General features: G+C 44.5%; 20 protein-coding genes. 7 read left to right on the plus strand and 13 right to left on the minus strand.

The features are described from left to right. Window positions 1–191 precede the first annotated feature (191 nt). Window positions 192–1634: an NADP-dependent isocitrate dehydrogenase gene (locus tag ACK4EX_RS01330; RefSeq protein ID WP_409769001.1), complete on the plus strand. Its 1443-nt coding sequence runs from the start codon at window positions 192–194 to the stop codon at window positions 1632–1634. 116 nt (window positions 1635–1750) lie between these two features. Then, a complete protein-coding gene (locus ACK4EX_RS01335; RefSeq protein WP_409769003.1) occupies window positions 1751–2662 on the plus strand; it encodes an AEC family transporter in 912 nt (303 codons plus the stop codon). 202 nt (window positions 2663–2864) lie between these two features. On the opposite strand, the gene pyk is transcribed toward ACK4EX_RS01335, so the two are convergent. From pyk to ACK4EX_RS01390, 11 genes are all read right to left on the minus strand, one after another. After that, entirely contained in the window at window positions 2865–4286 is a 1422-nt protein-coding gene (gene pyk / locus ACK4EX_RS01340; protein ID WP_409769004.1) for a pyruvate kinase, read from the minus strand. A 60-nt stretch (window positions 4287–4346) separates the two neighbouring features. Further along, window positions 4347–4829, minus strand: a complete 483-nt coding sequence (locus ACK4EX_RS01345; RefSeq protein ID WP_409769006.1) for an IPExxxVDY family protein — start codon at window positions 4827–4829, stop codon at window positions 4347–4349. Next, on the minus strand, window positions 4826–5557 hold the full coding sequence (gene rnc, locus ACK4EX_RS01350; RefSeq protein ID WP_409769008.1) for a ribonuclease III: 732 nt from the start codon (window positions 5555–5557) through the stop codon (window positions 4826–4828). The genes ACK4EX_RS01345 and rnc overlap by 4 nt, the downstream gene beginning before the upstream one ends. Then, window positions 5557–6813: a beta-ketoacyl-ACP synthase II gene (fabF, locus tag ACK4EX_RS01355; RefSeq protein ID WP_409769010.1), complete on the minus strand. Its 1257-nt coding sequence runs from the start codon at window positions 6811–6813 to the stop codon at window positions 5557–5559. The genes rnc and fabF overlap by 1 nt, the downstream gene beginning before the upstream one ends. 33 nt (window positions 6814–6846) lie before the next feature. Next, window positions 6847–7086: an acyl carrier protein gene (locus tag ACK4EX_RS01360; RefSeq protein WP_124397907.1), complete on the minus strand. Its 240-nt coding sequence runs from the start codon at window positions 7084–7086 to the stop codon at window positions 6847–6849. 104 nt (window positions 7087–7190) lie between these two features. Then, on the minus strand, window positions 7191–8405 hold the full coding sequence (locus tag ACK4EX_RS01365; protein ID WP_409769013.1) for an aspartate aminotransferase family protein: 1215 nt from the start codon (window positions 8403–8405) through the stop codon (window positions 7191–7193). Between the two features lie 4 nt (window positions 8406–8409). Next, a complete protein-coding gene (locus ACK4EX_RS01370; protein WP_409769015.1) occupies window positions 8410–9768 on the minus strand; it encodes a saccharopine dehydrogenase C-terminal domain-containing protein in 1359 nt (452 codons plus the stop codon). Continuing rightward, a complete protein-coding gene (locus ACK4EX_RS01375) occupies window positions 9765–10691 on the minus strand; it encodes a CPBP family intramembrane glutamic endopeptidase (RefSeq protein ID WP_409769017.1) in 927 nt (308 codons plus the stop codon). The genes ACK4EX_RS01370 and ACK4EX_RS01375 overlap by 4 nt, the downstream gene beginning before the upstream one ends. A 3-nt stretch (window positions 10692–10694) precedes the next feature. Continuing rightward, complete coding sequence (recO, locus tag ACK4EX_RS01380; RefSeq protein ID WP_409769019.1) at window positions 10695–11411, minus strand: DNA repair protein RecO; 717 nt, start codon at window positions 11409–11411, stop codon at window positions 10695–10697. Window positions 11412–12335: 924 nt separating this feature from the next. After that, complete coding sequence (locus ACK4EX_RS01385) at window positions 12336–14753, minus strand: TonB-dependent receptor domain-containing protein (RefSeq protein WP_409769021.1); 2418 nt, start codon at window positions 14751–14753, stop codon at window positions 12336–12338. Window positions 14754–14965: 212 nt separating this feature from the next. Beyond that, window positions 14966–15544, minus strand: a complete 579-nt coding sequence (locus ACK4EX_RS01390; protein WP_409769022.1) for a hypothetical protein — start codon at window positions 15542–15544, stop codon at window positions 14966–14968. A gap of 135 nt (window positions 15545–15679) precedes the next feature. On the opposite strand from ACK4EX_RS01390, the gene ACK4EX_RS01395 reads away from it, so the two are divergent. Then, the gene (locus ACK4EX_RS01395) at window positions 15680–16393 is read left to right on the plus strand and encodes an energy transducer TonB (protein ID WP_409769024.1); all 714 of its coding nucleotides are present in this window, start codon (window positions 15680–15682) and stop codon (window positions 16391–16393) included. A gap of 61 nt (window positions 16394–16454) precedes the next feature. On the opposite strand, the gene rlmN is transcribed toward ACK4EX_RS01395, so the two are convergent. Beyond that, window positions 16455–17531: a 23S rRNA (adenine(2503)-C(2))-methyltransferase RlmN gene (gene rlmN / locus ACK4EX_RS01400; RefSeq protein WP_409769025.1), complete on the minus strand. Its 1077-nt coding sequence runs from the start codon at window positions 17529–17531 to the stop codon at window positions 16455–16457. A 101-nt stretch (window positions 17532–17632) separates the two neighbouring features. Then, window positions 17633–19450 carry an asparagine synthase (glutamine-hydrolyzing) gene (asnB, locus tag ACK4EX_RS01405; RefSeq protein WP_409769027.1) on the minus strand — a complete coding sequence of 606 codons (1818 nt, stop codon included), beginning with the start codon at window positions 19448–19450 and terminating at the stop codon, window positions 17633–17635. Window positions 19451–19688: 238 nt separating this feature from the next. Here asnB and ACK4EX_RS01410 point away from each other — a divergent pair, with 238 nt between their 5' ends. From ACK4EX_RS01410 to ACK4EX_RS01425, 4 genes are all read left to right on the plus strand, one after another. Next, window positions 19689–21014, plus strand: a complete 1326-nt coding sequence (locus tag ACK4EX_RS01410) for a glycosyltransferase family 4 protein (protein ID WP_409769029.1) — start codon at window positions 19689–19691, stop codon at window positions 21012–21014. Beyond that, entirely contained in the window at window positions 21011–22105 is a 1095-nt protein-coding gene (wecB, locus tag ACK4EX_RS01415) for a non-hydrolyzing UDP-N-acetylglucosamine 2-epimerase (RefSeq protein WP_409769031.1), read from the plus strand. The genes ACK4EX_RS01410 and wecB overlap by 4 nt, the downstream gene beginning before the upstream one ends. A 164-nt stretch (window positions 22106–22269) precedes the next feature. Further along, entirely contained in the window at window positions 22270–23010 is a 741-nt protein-coding gene (fabG, locus tag ACK4EX_RS01420; RefSeq protein WP_409769033.1) for a 3-oxoacyl-ACP reductase FabG, read from the plus strand. A gap of 4 nt (window positions 23011–23014) precedes the next feature. Next, window positions 23015–24004, plus strand: coding sequence for a 3-oxoacyl-ACP synthase III family protein (locus ACK4EX_RS01425; RefSeq protein ID WP_409769035.1), 990 nt, complete (start codon window positions 23015–23017; stop codon window positions 24002–24004). Window positions 24005–24235 lie beyond the last annotated feature (231 nt).

The following is a 24235-nucleotide window of genomic DNA, read 5'->3' on the forward strand; positions in this document are numbered from 1 at the left end:
AAGGAAATATATATAGGGGTATAACTACACCTATCACACCATCGATCAGATACCTTTTTAGCACCGACACCGTGTATTAAATACACCCAAAGTAATTGCCTGAGAATAAAATTTTTAGGTCATTTTTATGGTCAATAACTCCTTGGAAGTGATATTTGCCACATTAATAATCGTTTAAAACATCGATGGAAATGTCAAAAACACGAATAACAGTAGCCAAGGGCGACGGAATAGGCCCTGAGATAATGGATGCAACGCTCAGAATCATTCTTGCTGCCGGAGCACAAATTGAAATAGATGAGATCGAAGTCGGAGAAAAAGTTTATCTAGCAGGTAATACCGCAGGAATTTCAAAAGAAGCCTGGGATACCATAATCAAAAACAAAATATTTCTTAAAGCTCCCATTACCACCCCTCAAGGTGGAGGTTATAAGTCACTCAACGTAACCACTCGCAAGACCCTTGCTCTCTACGCCAATGTGCGTCCCTGCAGAAGCTTGCATCCTTTTGTAGAAACTAAACATCCAGTAATGGATGTGGTCATAATTCGCGAAAACGAAGAGGACCTCTATGCAGGTATCGAGCATCAGCAAACCGATGAAGTAGTACAGTGCCTCAAGCTCATCAGTCGTCCCGGAAGTGAAAAAATAATCCGCTATGCCTTTGAATACGCTCGTGCGTACAACAGAAAAAAGGTGACCTGTTTCACGAAAGACAACATTATGAAGCAGACGGACGGACTTTTTCACAAAATCTTTGATGAAATTGGCGCCGAATATCCCGACATTGAAAAGGAACATTGGATCGTCGATATCGGTGCTGCCAAACTCGCAGATACACCTGAAGCTTTTGACGTGATTGTGATGCCTAACCTCTATGGTGATGTACTCAGCGATGTAGCTGCACAAATCACTGGCTCTGTAGGTTTAGCAGGTTCAGCAAATATTGGAGATGAATATGCCATGTTTGAGGCCATACACGGTTCAGCACCTCGGCGGGCAGGTCAGAATTTAGCCAACCCTTCAGGCTTGTTGCAAGGAGCTATTCTCATGCTGATTCACATCGGACAGGGAGATGTAGCCGAACGCGTGCAAAATGCATGGCTAAAGACTCTGGAAGACGGCATCCACACCTACGACATTTACAAGGAGGGTGTGAGCAAGCAGAAAGTGGGCACTAGTGAATTTGCTGATGCCGTAATTGCTCGTCTCGGACAAGTACCAAAAACACTTAAACCTGTGAGCTTCAAAGCAGGTACTGCTTTTAAGCTTCCGAAATACGAGCGTAAAGCTCCGGCTAAAAAAGATCTGGTAGGAGTTGACCTCTTTGTGCACTGGTCAGGATTCAATCCGAATGAAATCGGCAAAATGATGGAAGCTCTCAACCACGACAACGTATATCTGGACATGATAACGAATCGTGGTGTAAAAGTTTATCCGGACGGATTCGAAGCCACCTTCTGTACAGATCACTGGCGCTGCCGTTTTAAAACCAACGACGGTAAAAATCTCACCAAGCAGCAAATCATTGATCTGCTTACAAAAGCCGAAGCTCACGGTATAGATGTAATAAAAACAGAAAACCTCTATTACTTCAACGGTGAGCGCGCCTTCTCACTCGGTCAAGGTCAGTAATTTTCTAAAATCCTTTGAAAAGTAAAACCGCTGCAATTGCACTGTAGCGGTTTTTTTTTCCTTTTCAAGTCTCTATCATTTCTAAAAATACTTTTGCGGCCTCATTTCGAAAGTGATTGGCTAACTTTATTCTCATACTTATTTGCTTATTAGCCGGGCAGCTACTGAGGAAAGTATCTCACTTTCCCAAAGATGGTCACAAGGCTTTAAACACTTTTATAATTTACATCTCACTACCGGCAGTTGCTTTTCGCTATGTGCCTCTAATTGAATGGAGTGCCTCAATAGTTTGGCCATTTTTGTCACAGTTTTTAGTGTTTGGAATCGCGCTCATTGCTGTTTGGATTTTTTCAAAAATTAAGACCATAGATACAACTACCCGAGGTGCGTTGCTGCTCACGATGGGACTGAGCAATACATCTTTTGTGGGTTTTCCATTGGTGGAGACCTGGTATGGATCTGACGCTATTAAAATTGCCTTGCTAAGCGACCAAGGGGCTTTTTTTGTATTGAGCATTTTGGGTATAGGATATGCCACGTGGTATGCTGAGGGGTATGTGAGTGCACGATATCTCATAAGGCGCATAGTCACCTTCCCTCCATTTATAGCTTTTTTAATAGCCATATCCATCTCGCGCATGCCATTGCCTGAATGGTGGAATTCATTGATGGAAAAACTCTCAGCTCCTCTGGTTCCACTTGCTCTTGTTTCTGTTTCGCTTCAAATTTCGTTTGGAGAGCCCTTTGACAGGTGGGGTGAACTGGCCTACGCCTTGATGGTGAAGCTCTTACTAGCGCCTGCTGTCATATTGATTTTTCTTAATCTACTAGCTAATCTGCCATCGATGTATTTCAAAATCACTGTATTTGAAGTGGCAATGGCTCCTATGGTTACTTCTTATGTGGTGGCTTCACAGTTTCGGCTGAACTCAGGCCTGGCAGGTTACATTGTAGGCATAGGAATCTTGCTTTCACTCATTACTTCGGCTGGTTGGTTTTGGGTAATGGAAACTATGATGACGAATTAACTACAATTAGTATTTTAAACATTAAAAACATCTTTGACCATCTCTGTCTTAATGAGCTCGCATCGGTAATTACAAGCTGTCTTGACGTCATTGAAATTTTTTCTTCTCAATCTTTTACGTAGAGAATAAAAAATGGGTCACATAATCGACCCATTTTTTCTCATATTCAATTGACTTTGATGGTAAGTTCGGAAGAGAAAATTTACACTTGAGTAATTTTCAGAGTATTTGTCATTCCCTTTTCATAAATAGGCATGCTGGCGATTTGAATAATGTAGTCACCGCGGTTGATCAATCCATTGTCGATACAGATCTGTGCAATATCAGCCAGCGATTCGTCGGTGGTTGTCATCTTGTCGTAGTAAAAAGCTTTGACCCCCCAAACTAAGCTGAGTTGGGTTAGAATGTTTTTATTGGCTGTGAAAACCAAAATGTAAGTATCAGGTCTGTGAGAAGAGATTTTATAAGCCGTGTAGCCTGAGTGCGTCATGGTGAGTATTCCCATTGCACCGATTTGATTGCTGATTTTTGATGCGTTGTAACAAATAGAATCAGTAATAAAGCGCTGGCTATGGTATACAGGAATGTTTTCGTCGAGTTGAGGTCTCAGGGTTGAATCCTCTACATGCTTAATGATTTTTGACATAGCCTGTACTACCTGAACGGGATATTTGCCCACTGACGTTTCACCACTGAGCATTACGGCGTCGGCTCCGTCGAGCACTGAGTTGGCCACATCGTTCACTTCGGCACGGGTGGGAGAGAGGCTATTCATCATCGACTCCATCATTTGCGTGGCGATGATTACAGGTTTGGCCTTAGCAAGGGCTTTTTTTACAATCAATTTTTGAATGAGAGGCACGCCTTGCATTGGTACCTCTACGCCAAGGTCTCCTCGAGCCACCATTAATGCATCGGTTTGATCGATGATGTTGTCAATATCGACAACAGCTTCAGGCTTTTCAATTTTTGAGACAATGCGCGCATGGCTCTTGTTGTGCTCGATGATTCGGCGCAATTCCATTACATCTGTAGCATTGCGTACAAAGGATAACCCAATCCAGTCCACGTGTTCTTCGAGTGCAACTTTAAGGTCTTCCAGGTCTTTTTCGGTGAGGCAAGGCAATGAAATTTTGGTACTTGGCAGATTTACTCCTTTTTTTGACTTTAATTGCCCCCCCTGTATTACGCGTGCTTGGACCTCATCGATGCTATTCGTACTGATTACCTCTAAGATAAGCTTTCCATCGTCGAGAAGCACCTTCTCGCCCACTTTTACATCTTGTGGAAACTGCTTATAGGTCATATATACGCGCTGCGCGTTGCCCACGCAGTAGTGATTAGTAAAGGTCAATACGTCTCCGGGTTTTAGTTCAACGCCTTCTTCTACTTCACCGATGCGGAGCTTTGGCCCTTGTAAATCGGCTAATGAAGCAACATAGAGGCGATAGCGTTCGTTCAGTTCCTTTACCAGGCGAATGTAGTTTCGGGTATCTTCTGGTTTTCCGTGTGAACAGTTAATTCTAAATACACTTACGCCGGCTTTTACCATTTCGTACATGGTTTCGATATTGGCTGAAGCCGGCCCGAGTGTTGCTACTATTTTGGTTTTGTTGTAATGCATAGGAAAAAAGTTACTTAGTGTATATTGTACGCAAAGGTAGTTGCTGCCCAAAGGTAGGTCTTAAAAGAGCAATAAATTAGACCAATATTTAGAGCTATGAATATCTATCTTCAAAATGGATGTGATGCCTGCTTGCATACGAAGTTTTTTAACTTCTTCTGACAGATCCAGCTCATCGCAATCGATTAAGAGCCAATAATCGATACTTTTGAAATCGGGTAACAGGCGCGTACGATGGATGATTTCCTCATTTTCAAAGAGTGCACTTTGATCTGGCTGAAGTGACGCCCCTATTTGGGGATGTGAAACATTGCTGATCAACGACCAAATCGCCATGCGACCTTCATCATCGTACACAAAAGCCGTAAAGCTGTAATCGACTCTGTCTTTGTAGCGCAATTTGTGGTCGGGAATGCGCTCTAAGCTGATGCTCAAGTGTGCATTGATGCAAAATGCCAATTCATAGTCTGCCAATTCAGATTGAATGGCAAAACACTGAAAACTTCGATGAGTCTCTTCAAGAGTAAGGATGTGCTTCTTCACGCCAGTTTAAGAATTTCGATTGCTTGCTTAGAAGCTTCTTCTTCTGCTGCTTTTTTGGTGTAACCGGTGGCAGAACTTATCAACTGGTCATTTATAAAACATCCGATTTCGAAGACGATATTATGACTGCTTCCCCAGGAGTCAATTACTCGGAATTGCAAAGATTTTTTATTTTTTTGTGCCCACTCGTGTAAAAATGCCTTATAGCTATAGATGCGATTCACCACCTCATCGAGCTGAACATGGGGCTGAATTATTTTTTTCAGGATAAATTTTTCTGCTTTTTTATATCCTTTGTCGAGATAAATCGCTCCTATCAAGGCTTCGAGTACATCTCCGTAAAAAGATTTTGGCAGGTTAGCACTGTCTTTCTTGTTTTTGATCAGTTGCGGGATCCCCAGCTTTTGAGAGATGGTGTGCAACTGAGAGCGATTCACAATTTTTGATCGCACTTCAGAAAGAAATCCTTCTTTCTGTTTAGGAAAAGTGGTGTAGAGATAACCTGCTACTACAGCTCCCAGAATGGCATCGCCCAGAAACTCAAGCCTTTCATAGTCTTCTACTGATTTATTGGCCTGAATAAAACTTCGATGATGTAAGGCGATTTTGTAGTGCGTAATGTTTTTGGGCGAAATACCGATAATTTTTTTCAGCGACTTGCGAAGTTTTTTTTCATCAGCTGAAATGGAAAAACTGGAAAGTTTTGATATCCAGTTTTTTAAAGTCATTATCGGTATTTTTTCAATAGTATGCTCGCATTGTGACCACCGAATCCAAAAGTATTGCTTATAGCCGCATTCACAGTGCGAAACTGTGCTTTATTAAATGTAAAGTTGATGTTCGGATCGAGTTCAGGATCGTCGGTGAAATGGTTGATTGTCGGCGGAATAAAGTCGTGGTAAATGGCAAACACTGTGGCGAGTGCCTCTACAGCACCAGCTCCTCCCAAGAGGTGACCTGTCATCGATTTTGTAGAGCTAATGTTGAGCTTGTAAACGTGATCACCAAAAACTTTTTGGATGGCTTTTACTTCAGCAATGTCGCCCAGTGGAGTGGATGTTCCATGTACGTTGATGTAATCGATGTCTTCAGGCTTCAGACCGGCTTCCTGTATGGCATAGCGCATTACATTAGCTGCTCCAAGGCCGTCGGGATGTGGGGCAGTAATGTGATGCGCATCGGCAGAAAGGCCAAAGCCTGCTACCTCGGCGTAAATTTTTGCACCTCTTGCAAGGGCGTGCTCTAACTCTTCGAGTATAAGGCATGCACCACCCTCGCCCATCACAAATCCATCTCGATCTTTATCGAATGGACGAGAGGCTGTCTCGGGCGAATCGTTTCGAGTTGAAAGGGCTTGCATGGCGTTAAAACCTCCGATGCCCGCTTCAGTAATGGCTGCTTCTGAACCTCCACTAATGATTACGTCGGCTTTGCCGAGTTTAATCATAATGTAGGCATCGATAAGTGCGTTGGTGGAAGAGGCACAAGCCGAAACCGTAGAAAAATTAGGCCCTCTGAAACCGTATTTGATTGAAATGTGGCCCGGGGCAATATCCGCTATCATCTTTGGGATGAAAAACGGATTAAAACGGGGGGTGCCATCGCCTTTCGCGTAATCGATTGATTCTTTTAAAAAGGTATCGAGTCCACCAATGCCCGAACCCCAAATTACACCTGCTCTGTCGGGATCTACGCTACCTTCTTTATCGAGGCCGGCGTCTTTCATTGCTTCATCAGCGCACACCAGAGCAAAGTGTGTAAATCGGTCCATACGACGGGCTTCTTTGCGGTCGATGAACTGATTTACGTCGAAATTTTTTACTTCACAGGCAAAACGTGTTTTGAATTTTTCGGTATCAAACGAAGTAATCATCGCTGCACCACTTTTCCCGTTTTTCAATCCTTCCAGATATTCCTGGGCAGTATTGCCAATGGGGGTAATGGCACCAACACCGGTAATTACTACACGCCTTGCCTGTGTCATAAATACTAAAAAGTTTGGGTGTTAAAGTAAAACTTAGGATTTTACAGCCTTCTCAATGTATTCGATGGCTTGGCCTACCGTTGAGATGTTTTCAGCCTGGTCGTCTGGAATCTGAATGTCGAATTCTTTTTCAAATTCCATGATGAGCTCTACGGTATCCAGTGAGTCAGCACCAAGGTCGTTGGTAAAGCTGGCTTCCATGGTTACTTCGTTTTCATCTACGCCCAGTTTGTCCACTATGATGGCCTTAACACGTGAAGCGATGTCTGACATTGTTTGAGTGATTTAGTGATTAGCGGGTGCAAATAAATAAACAATGCATCGATTGGACAAAATTTTGAGTCTTAAGGTGTTTTAAATGTTACAGTTATCTACTGTCATAGAGCAGTCTGCACAGTATCAAGGGCATGCAACAGTATTTCAGCTGCGCGCTTCATTTCGTCATCCTTCAGCGTAAGGGGGGGAGATATCCTTAAACTTCTGTTGTTAAACAAAAACCAATCGATTAATAGCCCTTCTTTCATACAAATATTAATGATCTTTAACACCGTATCAAAATCGCTGAGTTCAAGAGCAAGCATGGCACCAACTCCAGAAATTTTCTGTATCATGGGATGATGAAGCAGCGATCTAAAGGTCTTTTCGATGTGGAGCGCATTTTCCCACAGTCGATTCTCTACAACGACCTGTAGGGTGGCCAAGGCAGCTGCCGCCGATACCGGATGCCCACCAAATGTGGTGATGTGGCCTAAGATGGGATTTTCAGTGAGCGACATCATAAGCTTTCGACTTGCCATAAAAGCGCCAATTGGCATGCCACCTCCCATGCCTTTAGCCAAAACCAGGATATCGGGAACTATACCCACCTTTTGAAAGCCAAAAAGCGCTCCTGTACGACCAAATCCTGTCTGAATTTCATCTAACACTAATAAAGTACCTGTAAGATCACAGCGATTTCTTAATTCAGTGAGCCAGGCCACATCAGCCGGTACATACCCTGATTCACTTTGTACTATTTCGGTGATGATAGCTGCTGTTCTTTTTGTTATATGCTTTAAATCGTCAAAATTGTTAAATTCAATCATCCTACACCCGGGAATAAGTGGCCTAAAGGCTTGCTTAAATTCCTCTCCACCCATTATACTTAGGGCACCTTGGGTGCTGCCGTGGTACGAATGGCGACAATAGATGATTTCGGGCCGGCCAGTGTAGCGCTTAGCCAGTTTCATGGCACCTTCGATGGCTTCAGCCCCTGAATTCACTAGATAGGCCATCTCCAGAGAGGGATGTGTGGCCCGGTGTAGGTAATGTGCCAGATCTACCTGTGGATTTTGAATGTACTCCCCATAAACCATCGTGTGCATATAGGTCTCTGCCTGTTTCTTAACGGCTTCTACAACACGAGGGTGACAGTGGCCGATATTGCTAACGGATATACCGCTTATGAGATCAAGGTACCTTTTTCCCTCAGAATCAATCAAGTAATGCCCCTCAGCCTTGATAATGTGTAAAGCAACTGGAAATTGTGAAGTTTGTCCCAGATGTTTAAAAAATAAGCTTTTGACACTAGTTGAAGACCGAGCGTCTGACATGGGATCAATAATTTTTGTAGGGGATTTCTTTTTCTACAAAGTGTACCCCGTACTGATTGAGCTCTTCAAGCATGGGTAAGTAAATCTCGGGAGTAATAGGGATCTGAACCCCTCTGCTGGTAATTTTTCCTTCTAAAATCAATCGCGCTGCGATGGCTACCGGTATTCCCACTGTATGGGCCATAGCTGTGTTTCGGTGATCAACTCCTTTAAATATCATGTGCGAAGTACACATTTTCTTTTGGCCATCGAGCTCGTAGCCGAATTTATGCCACATCACAATCATGTCCCGGTCGCCGGGTTTCATTTGCCATTTTTCTTCTAAAATCGCTTGCAAAATGCGGGCTGGCGTGTGCTTACTGACGTTCTCCAGCGGCAGAGGTTCCTCGTCAAAAAGTCCGAGAAAAGAAAATTTTTCTAACAGATCGCTCTGATCCTGAGGAATATCCATATAGTGCATTAGCTTAAGTTCTACCGAATCAGTCGGATGGTATGCTAAAAAGGAATTGAAAAACTGCCTTTTGGTGAGCTTATGAGCATTTTCCATCTCATAGCTGTCGTCGGTCATGCCGAGTTTTACGAATATATCCCAGGCTCTGCAGAAACCCGGCCGGCGAAGGGTACCTCTATAAATGGTGGGTATGTTGTGTAAACCGTAGACCGATCTGTAGCGCAGGCTGTCGCGATTTGCATATCCTTCAAAACGACCATATCCCTCGATATCAATGAATTCCGTACGACGAAAGACCATGTGGTACGGAATGTATTTGTACTGACCCTCTTGAATAAATTTTACAGCCCCTCCTGCTCCAGCGAGTACCACGTTGCGCGGATTCCAGGAGAATTTGTAATGCCAAGGGTTGTCGTCGCTCTCGGGAGCAGGCAGCCCGCCGGTAAAGCTCTCGAATATCAGCATTTTGCCTCCCTTAGCATGGATTTCGTCGATTACTTTTTTAGCACTTATGTGGTCAATGCCCGGATCTACACCAACTTCATTCATCAGAATTACATCAGCCTCTACAGCCCTTTCGTGCAGCATTTGCATGCCTTCTGAAACGTATGAAGCTGTTACCAGATGCTTTCGAAGGGCTACGCAGTCAACTGCCACCGGCACGTGCATATCAGCCGGAAGCATGCTTATCACCAAATCAGCTTCTGAGATGGCACGTACCCGACTGATTTCGTCGGTTACATCCATTTTCATAGCCCGAGCGCGAGGATTACCGGCAATTTTTTCGGTTACCAAATGAAGGTCTTTATCGGCCACAACTACCATCCAATCACGTACATCGGCCAACTGAAGCATGTAGTTGATAAGGCTTAGCGTGGAACGGCCTGCTCCTATAATGAGAATTTTTTTCATTTGATATGTTCAGAATCAATAAGTTTTTGCAATAGAAATAGCATGTAAATACCTAATGCAGCGGTTAACAGAGAGATGGGCAATGAAAATTCCGGCGTAGTAATTTCATCGGTCCAACCAAAGTAATATACCAAAAAAAGAGATAAGGCATTGTTGATCAAATGCATAGCAATGGTGGTGAGCAGTGAACCAGTGAGGTAATACACATATCCGAGCAAAAGTGAAAGCGCTAACATAGGCAATATGTTATAAAATTGCCTATGTATTAGGGTAAAAGTCAAGGCAGTAAGAATAATACCTGGTTTCACACCAAATTTTCGAATCATTAAGTTTTGCAAGGCTCCTCTGAATACCAATTCTTCACCAATAGCCGGCAGGATAGCAATTGTAACCAATGTGTACGGCCATAAATTGGGATTATTTGGCTCAATCATGAGTTTGATTTGGTCCAAATTTGTTTTCTGTAAAAAGCGAAGATTAGCCTCGACTGCCGAAAGTGCATCGGGAAACACAATTTGATTGTTCAGCCATTGCAGCCACTCAGTAGCTGGAAGCAACATGACCATCGAACCCAATGCAAGCGATAACCACAGCGGTTTGGGCAATGATTTTACGTCTAAACCTATTTGGTGTATCGACCGCACCACTTTGGCCAGAAAAAACCAACCGCCACCCAAAAATCCCAATCCCGAAGTCCAGAACTGAATGTAGCGGAGTACACCTCCTGTTTTAGGATGTGAATGGCTACCCATCAATACGTCGGGGATTTGCTCAACCGGTATCTGAAATACCAATGGAATAGTGAATGAGGCAACTAAAGAGCCTACAATGATGCCCATAAAGACGCTTGCTGTAAGCGTCAGTAAATCAAGCCAAAGAGGCCGCACCGGCGGCAAAGTATTATCAAATTCTTCCTTTTGCATGATTTATTCAAAAAGTTCTTTTAAAACAGATAAAGTTTTAGGTGTGCCAAATTCGGGAATGTGCAGGCGAAGATACAGCAGCAATACATCGAGCAGTTCAGATTTTGCTGACTTACCAACACTGTCTGGATTATACATATCTGTCTGATTAAACAGCAAATAGAGCTGAGTAGCCAAATCAGGCCTCGCCTTTTGAGGATGGTGTGGCTCTTCGGCCACAGACTTTCCTTCGACTAAATCAAGCCAGTGATTCCCGGGTAAAAGATTGGGTTCGATACCTAGCATTTTAATTAAATGAGCTAAAAGCCAATGCACAATAAGTCCTGCAGAATGTTCTGACTCATCAAATGCCTCAATCCATCGAAAAACAAATTCAAACACTGCGGGCAATGGCTGATGCTCGTGAATACAGCGCAGTATCACCTCTGCTACAAAGAAGGAGATTGCTCGTTTTGTTGGTTGGGCCTCCAAAGATGATGGGATAAATAAAGGCTTTGCTTCGCGTATAAAGTGCAAATCTTTGTTTTGCCGATATTCAATCTGAAGTTCAAGAATATTTAAAGGCATTAAATAGGCGGGCTTAACAACGGCTTTTTTACTGTATATTCCCTTTGTGATAAAAGAAATTTTTCCATACACATCGGTAAGTGCAGTGATTATAACCGCTCCACCGGAAGCTGTAACGGACGATAGGATTATGGCTCTCAATTTTGTGTTCATACTGTTTTAACCTACCCAATACCAACTAAAAGAAAACGGCAAATAAGCTAACGACTTGTTAGACATTCTGTCACAAAACTCTGCATTTTCCTTGCATGGTTCAATACAATTTAATGTTTCCCACTTTTTAAATAGTAATCTGATATAGGCCAGACATTGAAGGAAATTTTTAAATGTAACGCTTCAGTAAAGTGCTAAAAAGTTTTGGTTTGTCTCAAAAAAAGATTTATACCTTTTCTAAATATCAAAAATCTAAAATTATAACTCCGTTTTCTTCGACTGAAAAAAGAAAAAACAGACGTAAAAATCTTCATATTTTATAAGCCTGAAAGTAAGCATTAACAAAGTCATTGGTGATTTCAAATAGATTTTCGGGAAACATCTGTTTTTCAAAATATGTATTTGATATAGTAAAAGTTTGAGCCAAAAAAGCCTCTGCCAGAATACTTACTAGCCCCTCTTCTAAACAGAGCCCTGACTACTTTTACCCGCACCTTCGGCTATTAAAATCTGTTAAATTATAAAAAAGTGGGTTTTTCCTCCGCAGAACTCACATATAAGCGCAGAAAAAAGTTTTGTTTTCTTTTACGCACCACTATATACCCCTCATTACATCCTGCTGACGTATGGACGGTTGGAGAAATCCCGGCTCTATATCCGCTTGCCGGATTTCAGAGAGGGATAAAGGGTAAGTAAAGATGAATCCGCGAAAATCCGTTGCTAAATCAGCGCAAATCTTTGTTCTCAGTTCAGTTACAGAATTCAGCCGAAACTTCATTGGCTGGAGGGAACTTGAGAGCATGCATTACACGGAGTTTTTGTGGCACTTTGCAAGGGACACGACTATCATCAAGAATAAAAAATAAAAAACCGCCCTTCTAGCTTAGAAGGGCGGCTTTATCAAATGTGAGGTAAATGGGTGTGCTAAAACGTAGCCCGGATGGCCATTACAAAATTCCGGCCGGGTGCTACGATGCCTGAGCTGTAAGGTCGGTAACGCTGATCGGTGATGTTTTCAAGCCCGAAGGTGAGGCCTACTTGACCAGTGAGCTGGTAGTAAGCCTTAGCATTGAGGGTGTACCAGCCGGGTGAGTACGGACGGCCAAGGGGGTCGAGGGCGTAGATTTCGGGCTTGCCACGCTCTTCAACATTGAGCATGTCGAAGGTAAAACCACCACTGTACATGGCATACACTTGAAAGTTCAGCCGATTCATGCGGTAAGTAAGGCGGGTGATGCCAAACCAGGGTGCAGCATGGCGCGCAGGGCTTAGGGTGCCATCGTCCATTTCTTCTTCGCCTTTTTGGTAGTTAGCCTGGGTAGAGGCGGAAAGGCCGTTGCCAAAGTCGTACTCCACCAATGCTTGGAGGCCAAAAACGTTAGCCTTTGCTGCATTTTGGATGGCTTGAACGCGGCTTAGCTGTCCATCGTACATGATGGAATCTTGACCGTTAAGTTGGAAGTTTCGGCGGACCAGTGCATTCTGTAAAAGTGTGTAATAGCCAGTAACACTTACCTTGAGCTGGTCGGCTATGGTTTTCATTACAGAGAGCTCCCCGTTGTATGCGTATTCGCTTTTGAGGTTGGGATTTGGAACGGTGACAGAGCCGGGCTCAGAGTCGAAGACCTTGCCAATGTCGTCGACATTTGGAGCACGGAAACCGGTACTCACGACAGCGCTAATCTTTGTATTGCGATCGGGAGTGTACGCAAGGCCAACGTTGCCCACTAGATTGGTGAAGTTCAGTTTTGCTTCTTCGAATGGAAAAGGGAAGAAGTCAAGATTCTGCCGGAAATCGGCTGTGGTATTGAAACTGGTGTAGCGGGAGCCGGCTTCGAGGAGTAATTTTTCGGATATACGCCACTGATATTTGGCATAGGCAGCATAGGTGCTCCAGTCAGCATTTGGGTAGCGCGAGCTGGCGCGCTCCACCATTCCGGTATTGATGCGCGTATCTGTACCTGTGGAGGTTACCTGATTCCACACGTATTCAAGACCGTAGTAAAGCGATGAGCTACGGCCGATGCTCTTTTGGAGATCGGCATTGAAGGAATGTGCCATTACACGCTCGATGCGTGTACGACGGCGATTCTGCCCGTAGCTGCGGTCGATGCGGCTTTCTTCAAAATATTGAGTAGCAAAACTTAGCGTCAGCTGATCGTAAACTGCATTTTGACCCTTGTGAATGGCGCTAAGGTGGTTCATCATCCAGATTTGGGGTCCATAATTCCACTCGGCGCTGGCAGGCAAGCCATTGCTGCGGTAGCGATGTAGGCGGTCGTAGCGGGCGTAAGGTGAAGTTTCGCTGTAGTGAAAGCCGTACTTGATGTCCCAATGGGCAGAGGGCTTATAGCGAAGCTTTTGGAGGATATTAAACTGATCATAGCCGCTTGGGATTTGCACACGTGGATCGGCATTGTAAAGAATGCGGTCGACCGAGTCGATGCGTGTAGCGTAGATTCGACGCAGATACTCCTCCGGACCATGGCTTCCCATACGCAGATCGTCGAATTTAAAGAAACTCACCGCAGTAAGTGAAGCAAACTTGCGCCCTCCTGCATTGAGAGCGAAATGCGCTGTGTTCTCGCGGTTGGCCGAACTGTAGCGCGCAATGGCTTTGCCGCTTATTAGTACCTGGTCGTTGAGGGAGAGCTCTGGATTTTGAATATGGAAGGTCATTACACCTCCAATAGCATCTGAGCCATAGATGATAGAGCCCGGACCAAAGATCACTTCGGCTTGCTCGATAACGAAAGGATCGATGTTGATGACGTTTTGAATGTTGCCCCCGCGAAAGATGGCAGTATTAAAGCGCACTCCATCGACGGTGTACATCAGTCGGTTTGTGGCAAAGCCACGAATCATCGGGCTGCCACCGGCTTGTTGGCTTTTCTGAATGAATACCTCACCAGTTTGACCCAGTAGGTCAGCGGCCGTTTGAGGTTGCAGGAGCATTACATCTTTTTGTGTGAGGCTCACGGTGCGCTGGGGTATATTTCGACTCTCTTCTGTATAGCGCGAAGCTGAGACCGTTACCTGGTCGAGGTTTATGTTGGTCTGACGCAGCCTCAGTTTGAAGTTAAGTTTAGACAACTGATCATAGGTCAGGTATTGGGTTTCATAACCAATGGAGCGAATTTCAATACTTGCGGTTGATTGAAAATCAGATATATCGGCCTGTCCGCGTGCATTGGTGTAAGTAAATAGTTTAGGTTCACGGCTAGTAATAGTAGCGCGCTCTATGGGCTCACCTGTCACCGCATCGGTGATGGTGAGGATCTGGCCGTAGATGAATGAGGTGCCAAATAGGCATAACGATACAAGAAAAATGAGTTTTTTCATCGCAAAACAATGTTTTGTAAAGTTTTGATGCTTTAGAATTATCGAATGAGAAGAATTACATGAATTGTTTCATTAAGCAATTCACATATAATAGCTTGATAGCCGTACATAGTATGAACTAATTGCAGATCGGCATTCCACTTGTCATGCACCTTGATGCAAAAACGAACTGCATAATGATACTATGAAATGCTAATTTGAAAAGTGAAATCTTAAAAAACTTCCGGCGGATGATAAATAACCCGTGAAAAGGATTGAATTTGATTGGGATAATACTGAAAATTTCGCACTTGAGTCGAGTTCATCAGATATATGAACGAAAAAGCACTTTTAAAAAAACCTTTAATGAACATTAAATATCCGATAAACTCTGCTGGCTTATCGCGTTTTTGAGTTAGTAAAATTGAAAGAGCAGTTTCTGTACGGAGTCTTTCAAGAGCTGACTCGGCATAATCTGGCCAGCAAAGTACAATGCTTCCACTGTCAGTGTCTTGCCATCTCACCACATCATAGTAGAAACCGTTTAGCACAAACTCCTGGTCATCTATCCAGCGAATTTGACTCGATAAAAGCACTTTTTTTGAAAAAACAACAAGTTCGTGGATCGATGAAGTTGAAAGAATCTGTTTTTTAACCTCTTGCCTAATTAATTTTTTTTGAAAGTGATATACAGCCATCGGACCAAACGTGGGGAACAGCAAGGCCAAGATGAACGCCCACGCAGTAAAACTCCTTAAAAATCCACTATGCCAAAAAGACATTACCAAAAGCTGAATTGTACTTTTTGTCATCAAAGGTAAAAGGTTTTCTTTTTTTGAAGTGCATAACCCTCGAGAGAAAATGCGGAACTCAGAATTCAATTAAATTTTTATTTCTTCAAAAAAACCAAAAAATCTTTTATTTTAGCCGCCATAAATGTTCACACGATGGAACTAAAAAAATCTCCCGAAGCAGACCTGGAAAACAAGAAGAGCACTTTCTTTTTGGCAGGTCTGTTTATTGCGCTCATTGTCGTGTACATCGCCATCGAGTGGAAGACATATGATCGCGTGATAGCCGACCTTGGTGAGCTTGAAACTGTTATTGACGAAGAAGAGGTAATAGTAACTCAACGCGAGCAAAAACCACCTCCCCCACCTCCGCCTCAGGACATCATCAACGTAGTGGAAGACAAAGTTGAGCTTAAGGAAGAGTTGGTGATGGAGTCTACAGAAACTTCGCAGAAAGAAGAGGTTAAGCCCATTGAGGTGGTAGAGGAGGAAGTAGAAGAAGTGTTCAGCTTTGCTATCGTTGAAAACAAACCTGTTTTCCCCGGTTGTGAAAAAGAAAAAGATGAAGAGGCCCGTTCACAGTGCTTTCAGCTGAAAATTCAGCAGCACATCGCCCGCAACTTTAAATATCCTGAAATCGCTCGCCAGCTCGGTATTCAAGGTAAGGTATACATCAGTTTTATCATTGACAAAGACGGTTCAGTATCGAATGTAACTGTGGCACGGGGAGTAGATCCCAACCTCGACCAGGCTGCTCTCGATGCTGTTAAGAGCTTAAATAATTTGAATCCCAAAATTCAACCTGCCAAACAAAGGGGTAAGCCTGTGCGCATGTCGTTCACAATTCCTGTAAACGCCAGATTACAGTAATAATAATTTTTGCATAGAAAAAAGCCGCTCGATGAGCGGCTTTTTTTATTATTAAAAATTCTTACAGGGTTTTTGGAAGTTCTTTTTTTGGAATCTCGGGAGCTACGTCATTTTTATTGGCCAGCTGGCCGCAGGCAGCATCTATGTCTTTGCCACGGCTTCTGCGTATTTTGGCCACTACCCCGATTCTTTCCAAAGCATGTTTGTAGGCTTCAATGCGTTCAGGGTCAGCCTGCTCGAAGTTGGGGTCGCCAATGGAGTTGTATTCGATCAGGTTGACTTTTGTCGGGATGCGCTTGCAGAGTTTTACTAAGGCACTGATGTCTTCATCTCGGTCGTTGATACCCTTCCATACTACGTACTCGAAGGTGATTCTGCTGCGGGTACGGGTATACCAATACTCTAGAGCTTCTGTGAGGGTAGCAATGTTATTGGTTTGATTGATGGGCATAATGCGTGAACGCACTTCGTCGATCGCTGAGTGCAGTGATACGGCCAGTTTCACTCCAGGATTGTCGTCTGCCAGCGTTTTGATCATTTTGGCGATGCCTACGGTGCTGAGGGTAATGCGCTTAGCTGACATGCCAAGGCCTGAGGGCGAAGTGATTTTTTCGATCGATCGCATCACGTTGGCATAGTTGAGCAGTGGCTCGCCCATACCCATATAGACGATGTTTGTCAATTTGCGACCGTAGTAATATTCCGCCTGTTCTCTGATGGCCACCACCTGGTCATAGATTTCCTGTGCATCGAGGTTTCGCATGCGCTTCAGTCGGGCAGTGGCGCAAAAGCGACAGTCAAGGCTGCAACCGACCTGGCTTGAGATGCAGGCGGTAATGCGCTTTTCTGTAGGTATTAACACGCTCTCAACCACCATTCCGTCGCGTAGGCGCACGGCATTCTTTATAGTGCCGTCGGCACTGCGCTGAATTTGATCTACCTTCACCGGGTGAATCTGAAAGTCAGCTGCTATGCGTTCTCGAAGCGACTTTGGAAGGTCGCTCATCTGGTCAAAGTCAGTGCAGCTCTTTTGCCAAAGCCACGTCTCTATCTGCTTGGCTCTGAAGGGCTTTTCACCCAGTGATGTAATGTATTGCACGAGCTTTTCATGACTGAGAGAGCGCAGATCAGGTTTCATGCTGCAAAGGTACCTATCTACGGTAGGATTTTCACTATCACTGAAGTCGTAAGGCTGAAAATCAGCATGAAATTCATTTTATGTAAATAGAAGATGGAATTCTATTTCAAATTTTTGTACCAATAATTCAACGACGCCACACGCCAAATCCAACGGGCATTTTTGTTGTCGCCTATCAGGAATTTCACTTTTTCGCGCTCCCAAATCGCGCGTTCAATGAGAGGTAGGTGCATATCTTCATCGAGCAACCAACGCAGTTGATTGCGCAACCAAAGGATTTCACCCGGCGTTACAAAGCCTTTTTTATCCACCCGCCAGGTTATGCCTTCGGGCATAATGTCTGCTAAGGCCTTACGCAATACGTACTTAGTGTAGCCTTTGTATATTTTCCAGTGAGGAGGTAGCGAATAGGTGTATTCGACTAAGTGGTGATCGAGGAATGGCACCCGAGCTTCGATGCTGAAGGCCATGGAGTTGCGGTCTTCGTGCAGCAGCAACGTTTGCAAAATAGACGTGTACAGCAGATGCCAGGAGAAATTTCGCAGAGGCTCGGCGTCGATGGTCTTGAAGAAGAAGTTGGTTTTTAACAGTCGGCCAAAGGCATTGGGATAAAAGTGATGATATTCTAATCTGTAAAGATGCTGCTCGGTCAATAAAGAACTGAGCATCGATTTCAGAAAAACATCAACCACCTTGCCCAATCCCCATTGCTGCATTTGGCTGAAGGTGGAAAGCTCTCTGATAAATGCCAAAAGCCTTCCCTGCCGAATATAGGTAGCAAAGAGTCTGTAGAGTGAATGGTGGTAGCCCATTAGATATTCATCGCTGCCTTGTCCGTCGAGCAGCACCTTGATGCCCTGCTCATTGGCCAGCTTCATTACAAAGTATTGGGAGAGGTACGAACTGCCCGACACTGGTATATCGAACTGCCTGGTGGCACGCACAAAGGCCTCAGATATTTCATTGGGGTTAGGTTGAAGGGTATGGGGCGTAATGACCGGATATTTTTTCCACACCTGCCGCGCGAAGGGTCGCTCGTCGGCACCTTCGTACCACACCGTGAAGGTCTGGAATTTCTCGGGAGAAAAGAGATGCTGCACCGCACTAACAACTGCTGAACTGTCGAGCCCCCCACTGAAGGTACTACCCACCTCTACATCCGCCCGCATGTGCAGACGGATGCTCTCAAAGAATCGAGCTCTGAACTCTTCCGCTGGCTGGCTCGTTGGGTCTAGGTGCACATATTCGAGACAGTAGTAGGGATAAATAAACGCCCATTGCCCGTCGAAAATCAAATTTTCTCCCGGTCTAAGTTGTTTGATTTCGTGGAAGTGCGTTTCGTTGGAGTACACCGACCACCCCAGCTGTACATCGCGCATCAGTTGAAAGCTGTTGAGTCGGCCCGAATAAAGCCGACTGTGCTTCAAAGCCTTAATTTCGCTTGCGAAATAAAAAGCCTCTCCCTTGTGGATGTAGTGAAAGGGTTTGATGCCAAAGCGATCGCGGCTGCAGAAAAGCCGATTTTTTTGTGCATCCCAAAGAGCAAATGCCCACATGCCGCGGAAGTGCTGCACACAATCAGCCCCCCAATGCTCATAGGCTTTTAAAATAACTTCTGTATCAGAATGACTTGTGAAGTGGTAACCGGCTTTTTCGAGCTCAGTGCGGATTTCGATGTAATTGTAGATTTCGCCATTGTAAGAAATTGTCAAATGCCCGCGCGCCATAGGCTGATGCCCGTCGGGCGTAAGATCGATGATAGCCAGTCGATTATGTCCAAGCCACACGCCCTCTGAAGGACTATCGATACCCTGATAATCAGGGCCTCTGTGCAGTTGACTGCCTACCATGCGCGCTATTATTGCCTGCGCATCATCCTTAGAAAGTGCTTTATCTACAAACCCTGAAATTCCGCACATTAATGAGGATTTTTTGGCAAATCAAACAAATTTTCTCTCGACTTACACATTTCAAAGCACTTAATTAATCCCCAAAAAACAAATTTTCTAGTCGTTGTTATTTACAGAAAAGCTAATTAAATGCCTATAACTTCTGTATTATCCAATCCTCATTCCAGCGAATTACCTATAAAGTATTTTGAGCGATGATTTTTAAAAAACAAGTATAAACGAATTTTAATAAACCAACCTTTTACATTTGCTGCATTTAGGAGTCAATTTGGAACAACAAAACAAAAAACTGCTCATCATCACCTATTACTGGCCGCCCTCTGGCGGAATTGCTGTGCAGCGCTGGCTGAAATTCACCAAACATCTCAAACAGTTAGGTTGGGAACCTATTGTGTACACCCCTTCAAATCCCGAACTTCAATACGAAGACCCAACCACCCTAAAGGAAATCCCCGAAGGAATTGAGATTATTAAAAAGCCCATTTTCGAACCCTATACTTTCTATCAATTTTTTACCGGAAATAGAAAAAAAGAGACGGGATTTGGTTTTGCCCAACAGAGTAAAAAAAAGTCATTTTTTCATGAACTTTTTGTGTGGATTCGGGGCAATTTTTTCATACCTGATGCCCGCATGTTTTGGATACGTCCTTCCGTTCGATTTTTAACAGAATATCTCAAGAAAAATCCTGTAAAAGCTGTAATCACTACCGGGCCTCCACATTCGATGCATTTGATAGGCTTGAAATTGAAAAATAACCTTGGACTGAGATGGATTGCTGATTTCAGAGATCCCTGGACCAACATTGATTTCTATCGGGAATTGAAACTGACAAAATGGGCTGATGATAGACACCATAGGTTAGAAAAGCGCGTGTTGCAGACGGCTGATGCCGTACTTGTAGTATCTACTGACATAAAAAAGGAATTTGAAGCAAAAACGACAAAGCCGGTCTATATAATTACCAATGGTTTTGACCCCGAAGAATTTGAAGAGATACACGTGGATATTGACGAAAAATTTGTTCTTACACATGTAGGCACTTTGCCACCTTCGCGCAATCCGATCGTGCTTTGGAAATGTTTACAACATCTATGTGAAAATATACCCAATTTTAGAAATGATTTAATCATACGATTGGTCGGCAAAGTTGATTCAGAAATTCTTAAAAGTGTTAAAGAATTTGGGTTGGAAAAACAGCTTGAGTTAATTTCTTTTGTCCCGAGAAAAGAGGCTTTAAAATTTCAAAAATCTACTCAAATCAATTTGCTCATTGTAAACAATACGCCCAATTCAGCCGGAATCATGACCGGTAAACTTTTCGAATATTTGGCTGCCGGCCGCTTTATCCTGGGAATTGGACCTGAAGACGGCGATATGAGCCGTGTGCTCAATGAAACCAAAGCCGGAATGACCATTGGCTTTGAAAATGTGGACAAAGGAATTGAAATATTGGCAGAGCTCTATAAAAGCTACAAAAACGGCAAAATCACCGTACAGACCGATTCTATTCAAAAATATTCTCGCTCCTTTCTCGCAAAAGAGATATCAGAAATTATTAATAAACTTTCATGAAAAATCACAAGATCCTAACTATCCTTGGTGCTAGGCCGCAATTCATAAAAGCAGCAGCTGTGAGCCGCGCTCTTCAGCGCACAGATTTGCAAGAAATCATCGTGCATACCGGCCAGCACTTTGATGAAAAGATGTCGGAAGTCTTCTTCCGCGAAATGGAAATACCTAAGCCGACGCACAGACTCGAGATTCATTCGCTACCACATGGAGCTATGACCGGCCGCATGATCGAGGGCATCGAAAACATCCTTTTTGCCGAAAAACCCTCCGCCGTCATGGTTTATGGCGACACCAATTCTACTCTCGCAGGTGCCCTGGCAGCCGTAAAGCAACACGTGCCAGTCATCCACGTTGAGGCCGGGCTTCGGTCCTTCAACATGCACATGCCCGAAGAGGTAAATCGCGTGCTCACAGACCGAGTATCCTCACTGCTCTTTTGCCCGACCGATACAGCTGTGCAAAACCTTAAAAACGAAGGCTTTGAACACTTCCCGATTAAAATCGTCCGCACCGGCGACGTGATGTACGACGCTGCCCTTTATTACTTCCAAAAAGCCAAACACCATTCAACCATTCTGCAAATACTCCGCCCCGAACCGGGAAAATTTGCCCTCGCCACGCTACATCGTCAGGAGAATACCGACAATCCCGAGCGCTTGAAAGGTATTGTCGAAGGGCTAAATCAGATTAACAAACACACACCCGTGGTGGTACCTCTGCATCCGCGCACCCGAAAAACGCTTGAAAACCTTAACTATACTGTCAATTTTCACATCATCGATCCAGTTGGATACTTTGATATGCTCATGCTGCTTGACAGCTGCAGTATAGTGCTGACCGACAGCGGTGGACTTCAGAAAGAAGCTTTCTTTTTCAAAAAACCCTGCATCACTCTGCGCGACGAAACAGAGTGGGTCGAACTGGTCGAAGGCGGCTACAACACCCTGGCCGGTTGGCAGCCACATAGAATTCAGGATGCTTTTGAAAAGAGCTTATTGTATAAGCCTGATTTTAACAAAAACCTCTACGGCCAGGGAGATGCTTCTGAAAAAATCGCCTCTTCCATACAAGAGTTTCTGCAAACAGCGTGAGTGGTCAAAAGTCAGAAAATTATTTTAAAATATACATAATTGATTTTCAAAGCCTTTAATTATTTTATAAAGCCTATTTCAAATAAGTCCAAAAGCCTTACATCATCCATCTCGGAGCGTTCGAGCGCTCGTTTGAGACTTTTGCTACAATAAAAAAGATCTTTATGAAAAGATTTGAAGGCAAAACCGTGGTCATCACTGGCGGTGCAGCCGGTATTGGATTTACTTCAGCAAAAGCCTTTGCCCATGAAGGCGCTACCGTAGTCATTTGGGACATCAACCAAGATAAGGGGCATAAAGCAATAGAAGAACTTTCAGTAATCTCACCTGCATATTTCCTCACTGTTAATACTGCCGACTCCACCGCCGTTAAAGACGCTCTGAGTAAAACGCTCGAGCGCGTCGGCAAAGTGGATGTACTCATAAACAATGCTGGCATCACGCGCGATGCCACATTGCTGAAGATGACCGACGAACAATGGCAACAGGTGCTCGATGTCAACCTAACCGGCGTATTTAACTGCGGCCGGGCTGTGGCAGCACACATGGCCGAGCGCGGCAGTGGGGTCATCATTAATACCTCATCAGTCGTAGCCCTGTATGGAAACTTTGGCCAAAGCAACTATGTAGCCACTAAAAGCGGCTTAATCGGTATGACGAAAGTGTGGGCCAAAGAACTCGGACGCAAGGGAATTCGCGTCAATGCCGTAGCTCCTGGCTTCATCGCCACCGAAATGATTACCACAGTACCTGAAAAAATCATTAACGCCCTGCTGGAACGCACACCCCTGCAGCGACTGGGCAAGCCCGAAGACATCGCAGCTGCCTACCTGTTTCTCGCCAGCGACGATGCCTCCTTCATCACTGGCACTTGTCTCAGCGTAGATGGTGGAATCACAATCTAGGCGCATGAGAAGAGCCATATTAGCAGGCACGGGCATAGGCCTCGCCAACAGAATTTTACCCAACTCTTATTTCAACGAAACCCTCGGCGAAGACGTAGATACCTGGCTGCGCCAAAACGTCGAAATCTACGAAAGGCGCTGGTGCGACCCTAACCAATCGACCGTGTCCCTGTGCCTTGATGCAGCCAAGATGGCCCTTAACAATGCCGACATCGGCCCTGAAGACCTCAACCTCATCATCATCGCCACTGATACGCCTGAATACATCTCTCCCTCCACAGCCTCGGTCGTTCAGTACAAGCTCGGCGCTGTGAATGCAGCCACTTTCGATGTCAATACGGCTTGTGCAGGCTTTGTATCGGCGCTCGATACAGCGGCTAAGTATATTGCTGCCGACCCGCAGTACCGCTACGTACTCGTAATAGGCGCCTACGCCATGAGCCGATACCTCAATCCTATAGACAAAAAAACCGTCACCCTTTTTGCCGATGGTGCCGGGGCAGCAGTTCTTAAGGCCGAAGAGCATTCAGACCGCGGCTATCTACACGGCATTCAGATCACACAAGGGCAATACTACGACTGGATGGGCATCTATGCCGGCGGTACTGCCCAGCCCGTTACACCCGAAGTAGTAGAACAGGGCGATCACTACCTGAAGTTTGTCCGAAAATTCCCTAAAGAGCTCAATCCCCAAATGTGGACCATGATGACGCACAAGGTTCTCAACCACATTGGCCGTACTCCCGAAGATGTCCGTATGTTTTTCATGACGCAGATCAACATCAACTCCCTGCGTGAAACGATGGACAACCTCTCCCTGCCGCACGATCGCGCCATTACCATCATGCACCATTACGGCTACACGGGCTCAGCCGCCATTCCCACTGCCCTACACCACGCCGTTACTGAAGGCAAGGTGAAAACCGGCGACCTCATCATGCTCATCGGCTCAGGTGGCGGTTTGGCCTTTGCTGCCTCAGCTATGATTCTTTAATTTTTTTGTTTTGGCATGCCCCCTTGCAGCTATGCCTTAAAGGGCATCTGCCTTCGCTTGTCGGGACAATTTAGCGACAGCTGGCTTCATCTGTCGCTATCCGGTCTTATCTATAAGTTGATATAACTTTATTCAAATTTTCAGTTACAAGCGAGCCATTTTTTCTTAACGTTAGTATGCACTTCTGAAGTTGTGATTCTAATACATAGATAAACTCCTGAGTTTATTGCA

Source organism: Thermaurantimonas sp. (assembly GCF_046299575.1).
Classification (GTDB): domain Bacteria; phylum Bacteroidota; class Bacteroidia; order Flavobacteriales; family Schleiferiaceae; genus Thermaurantimonas.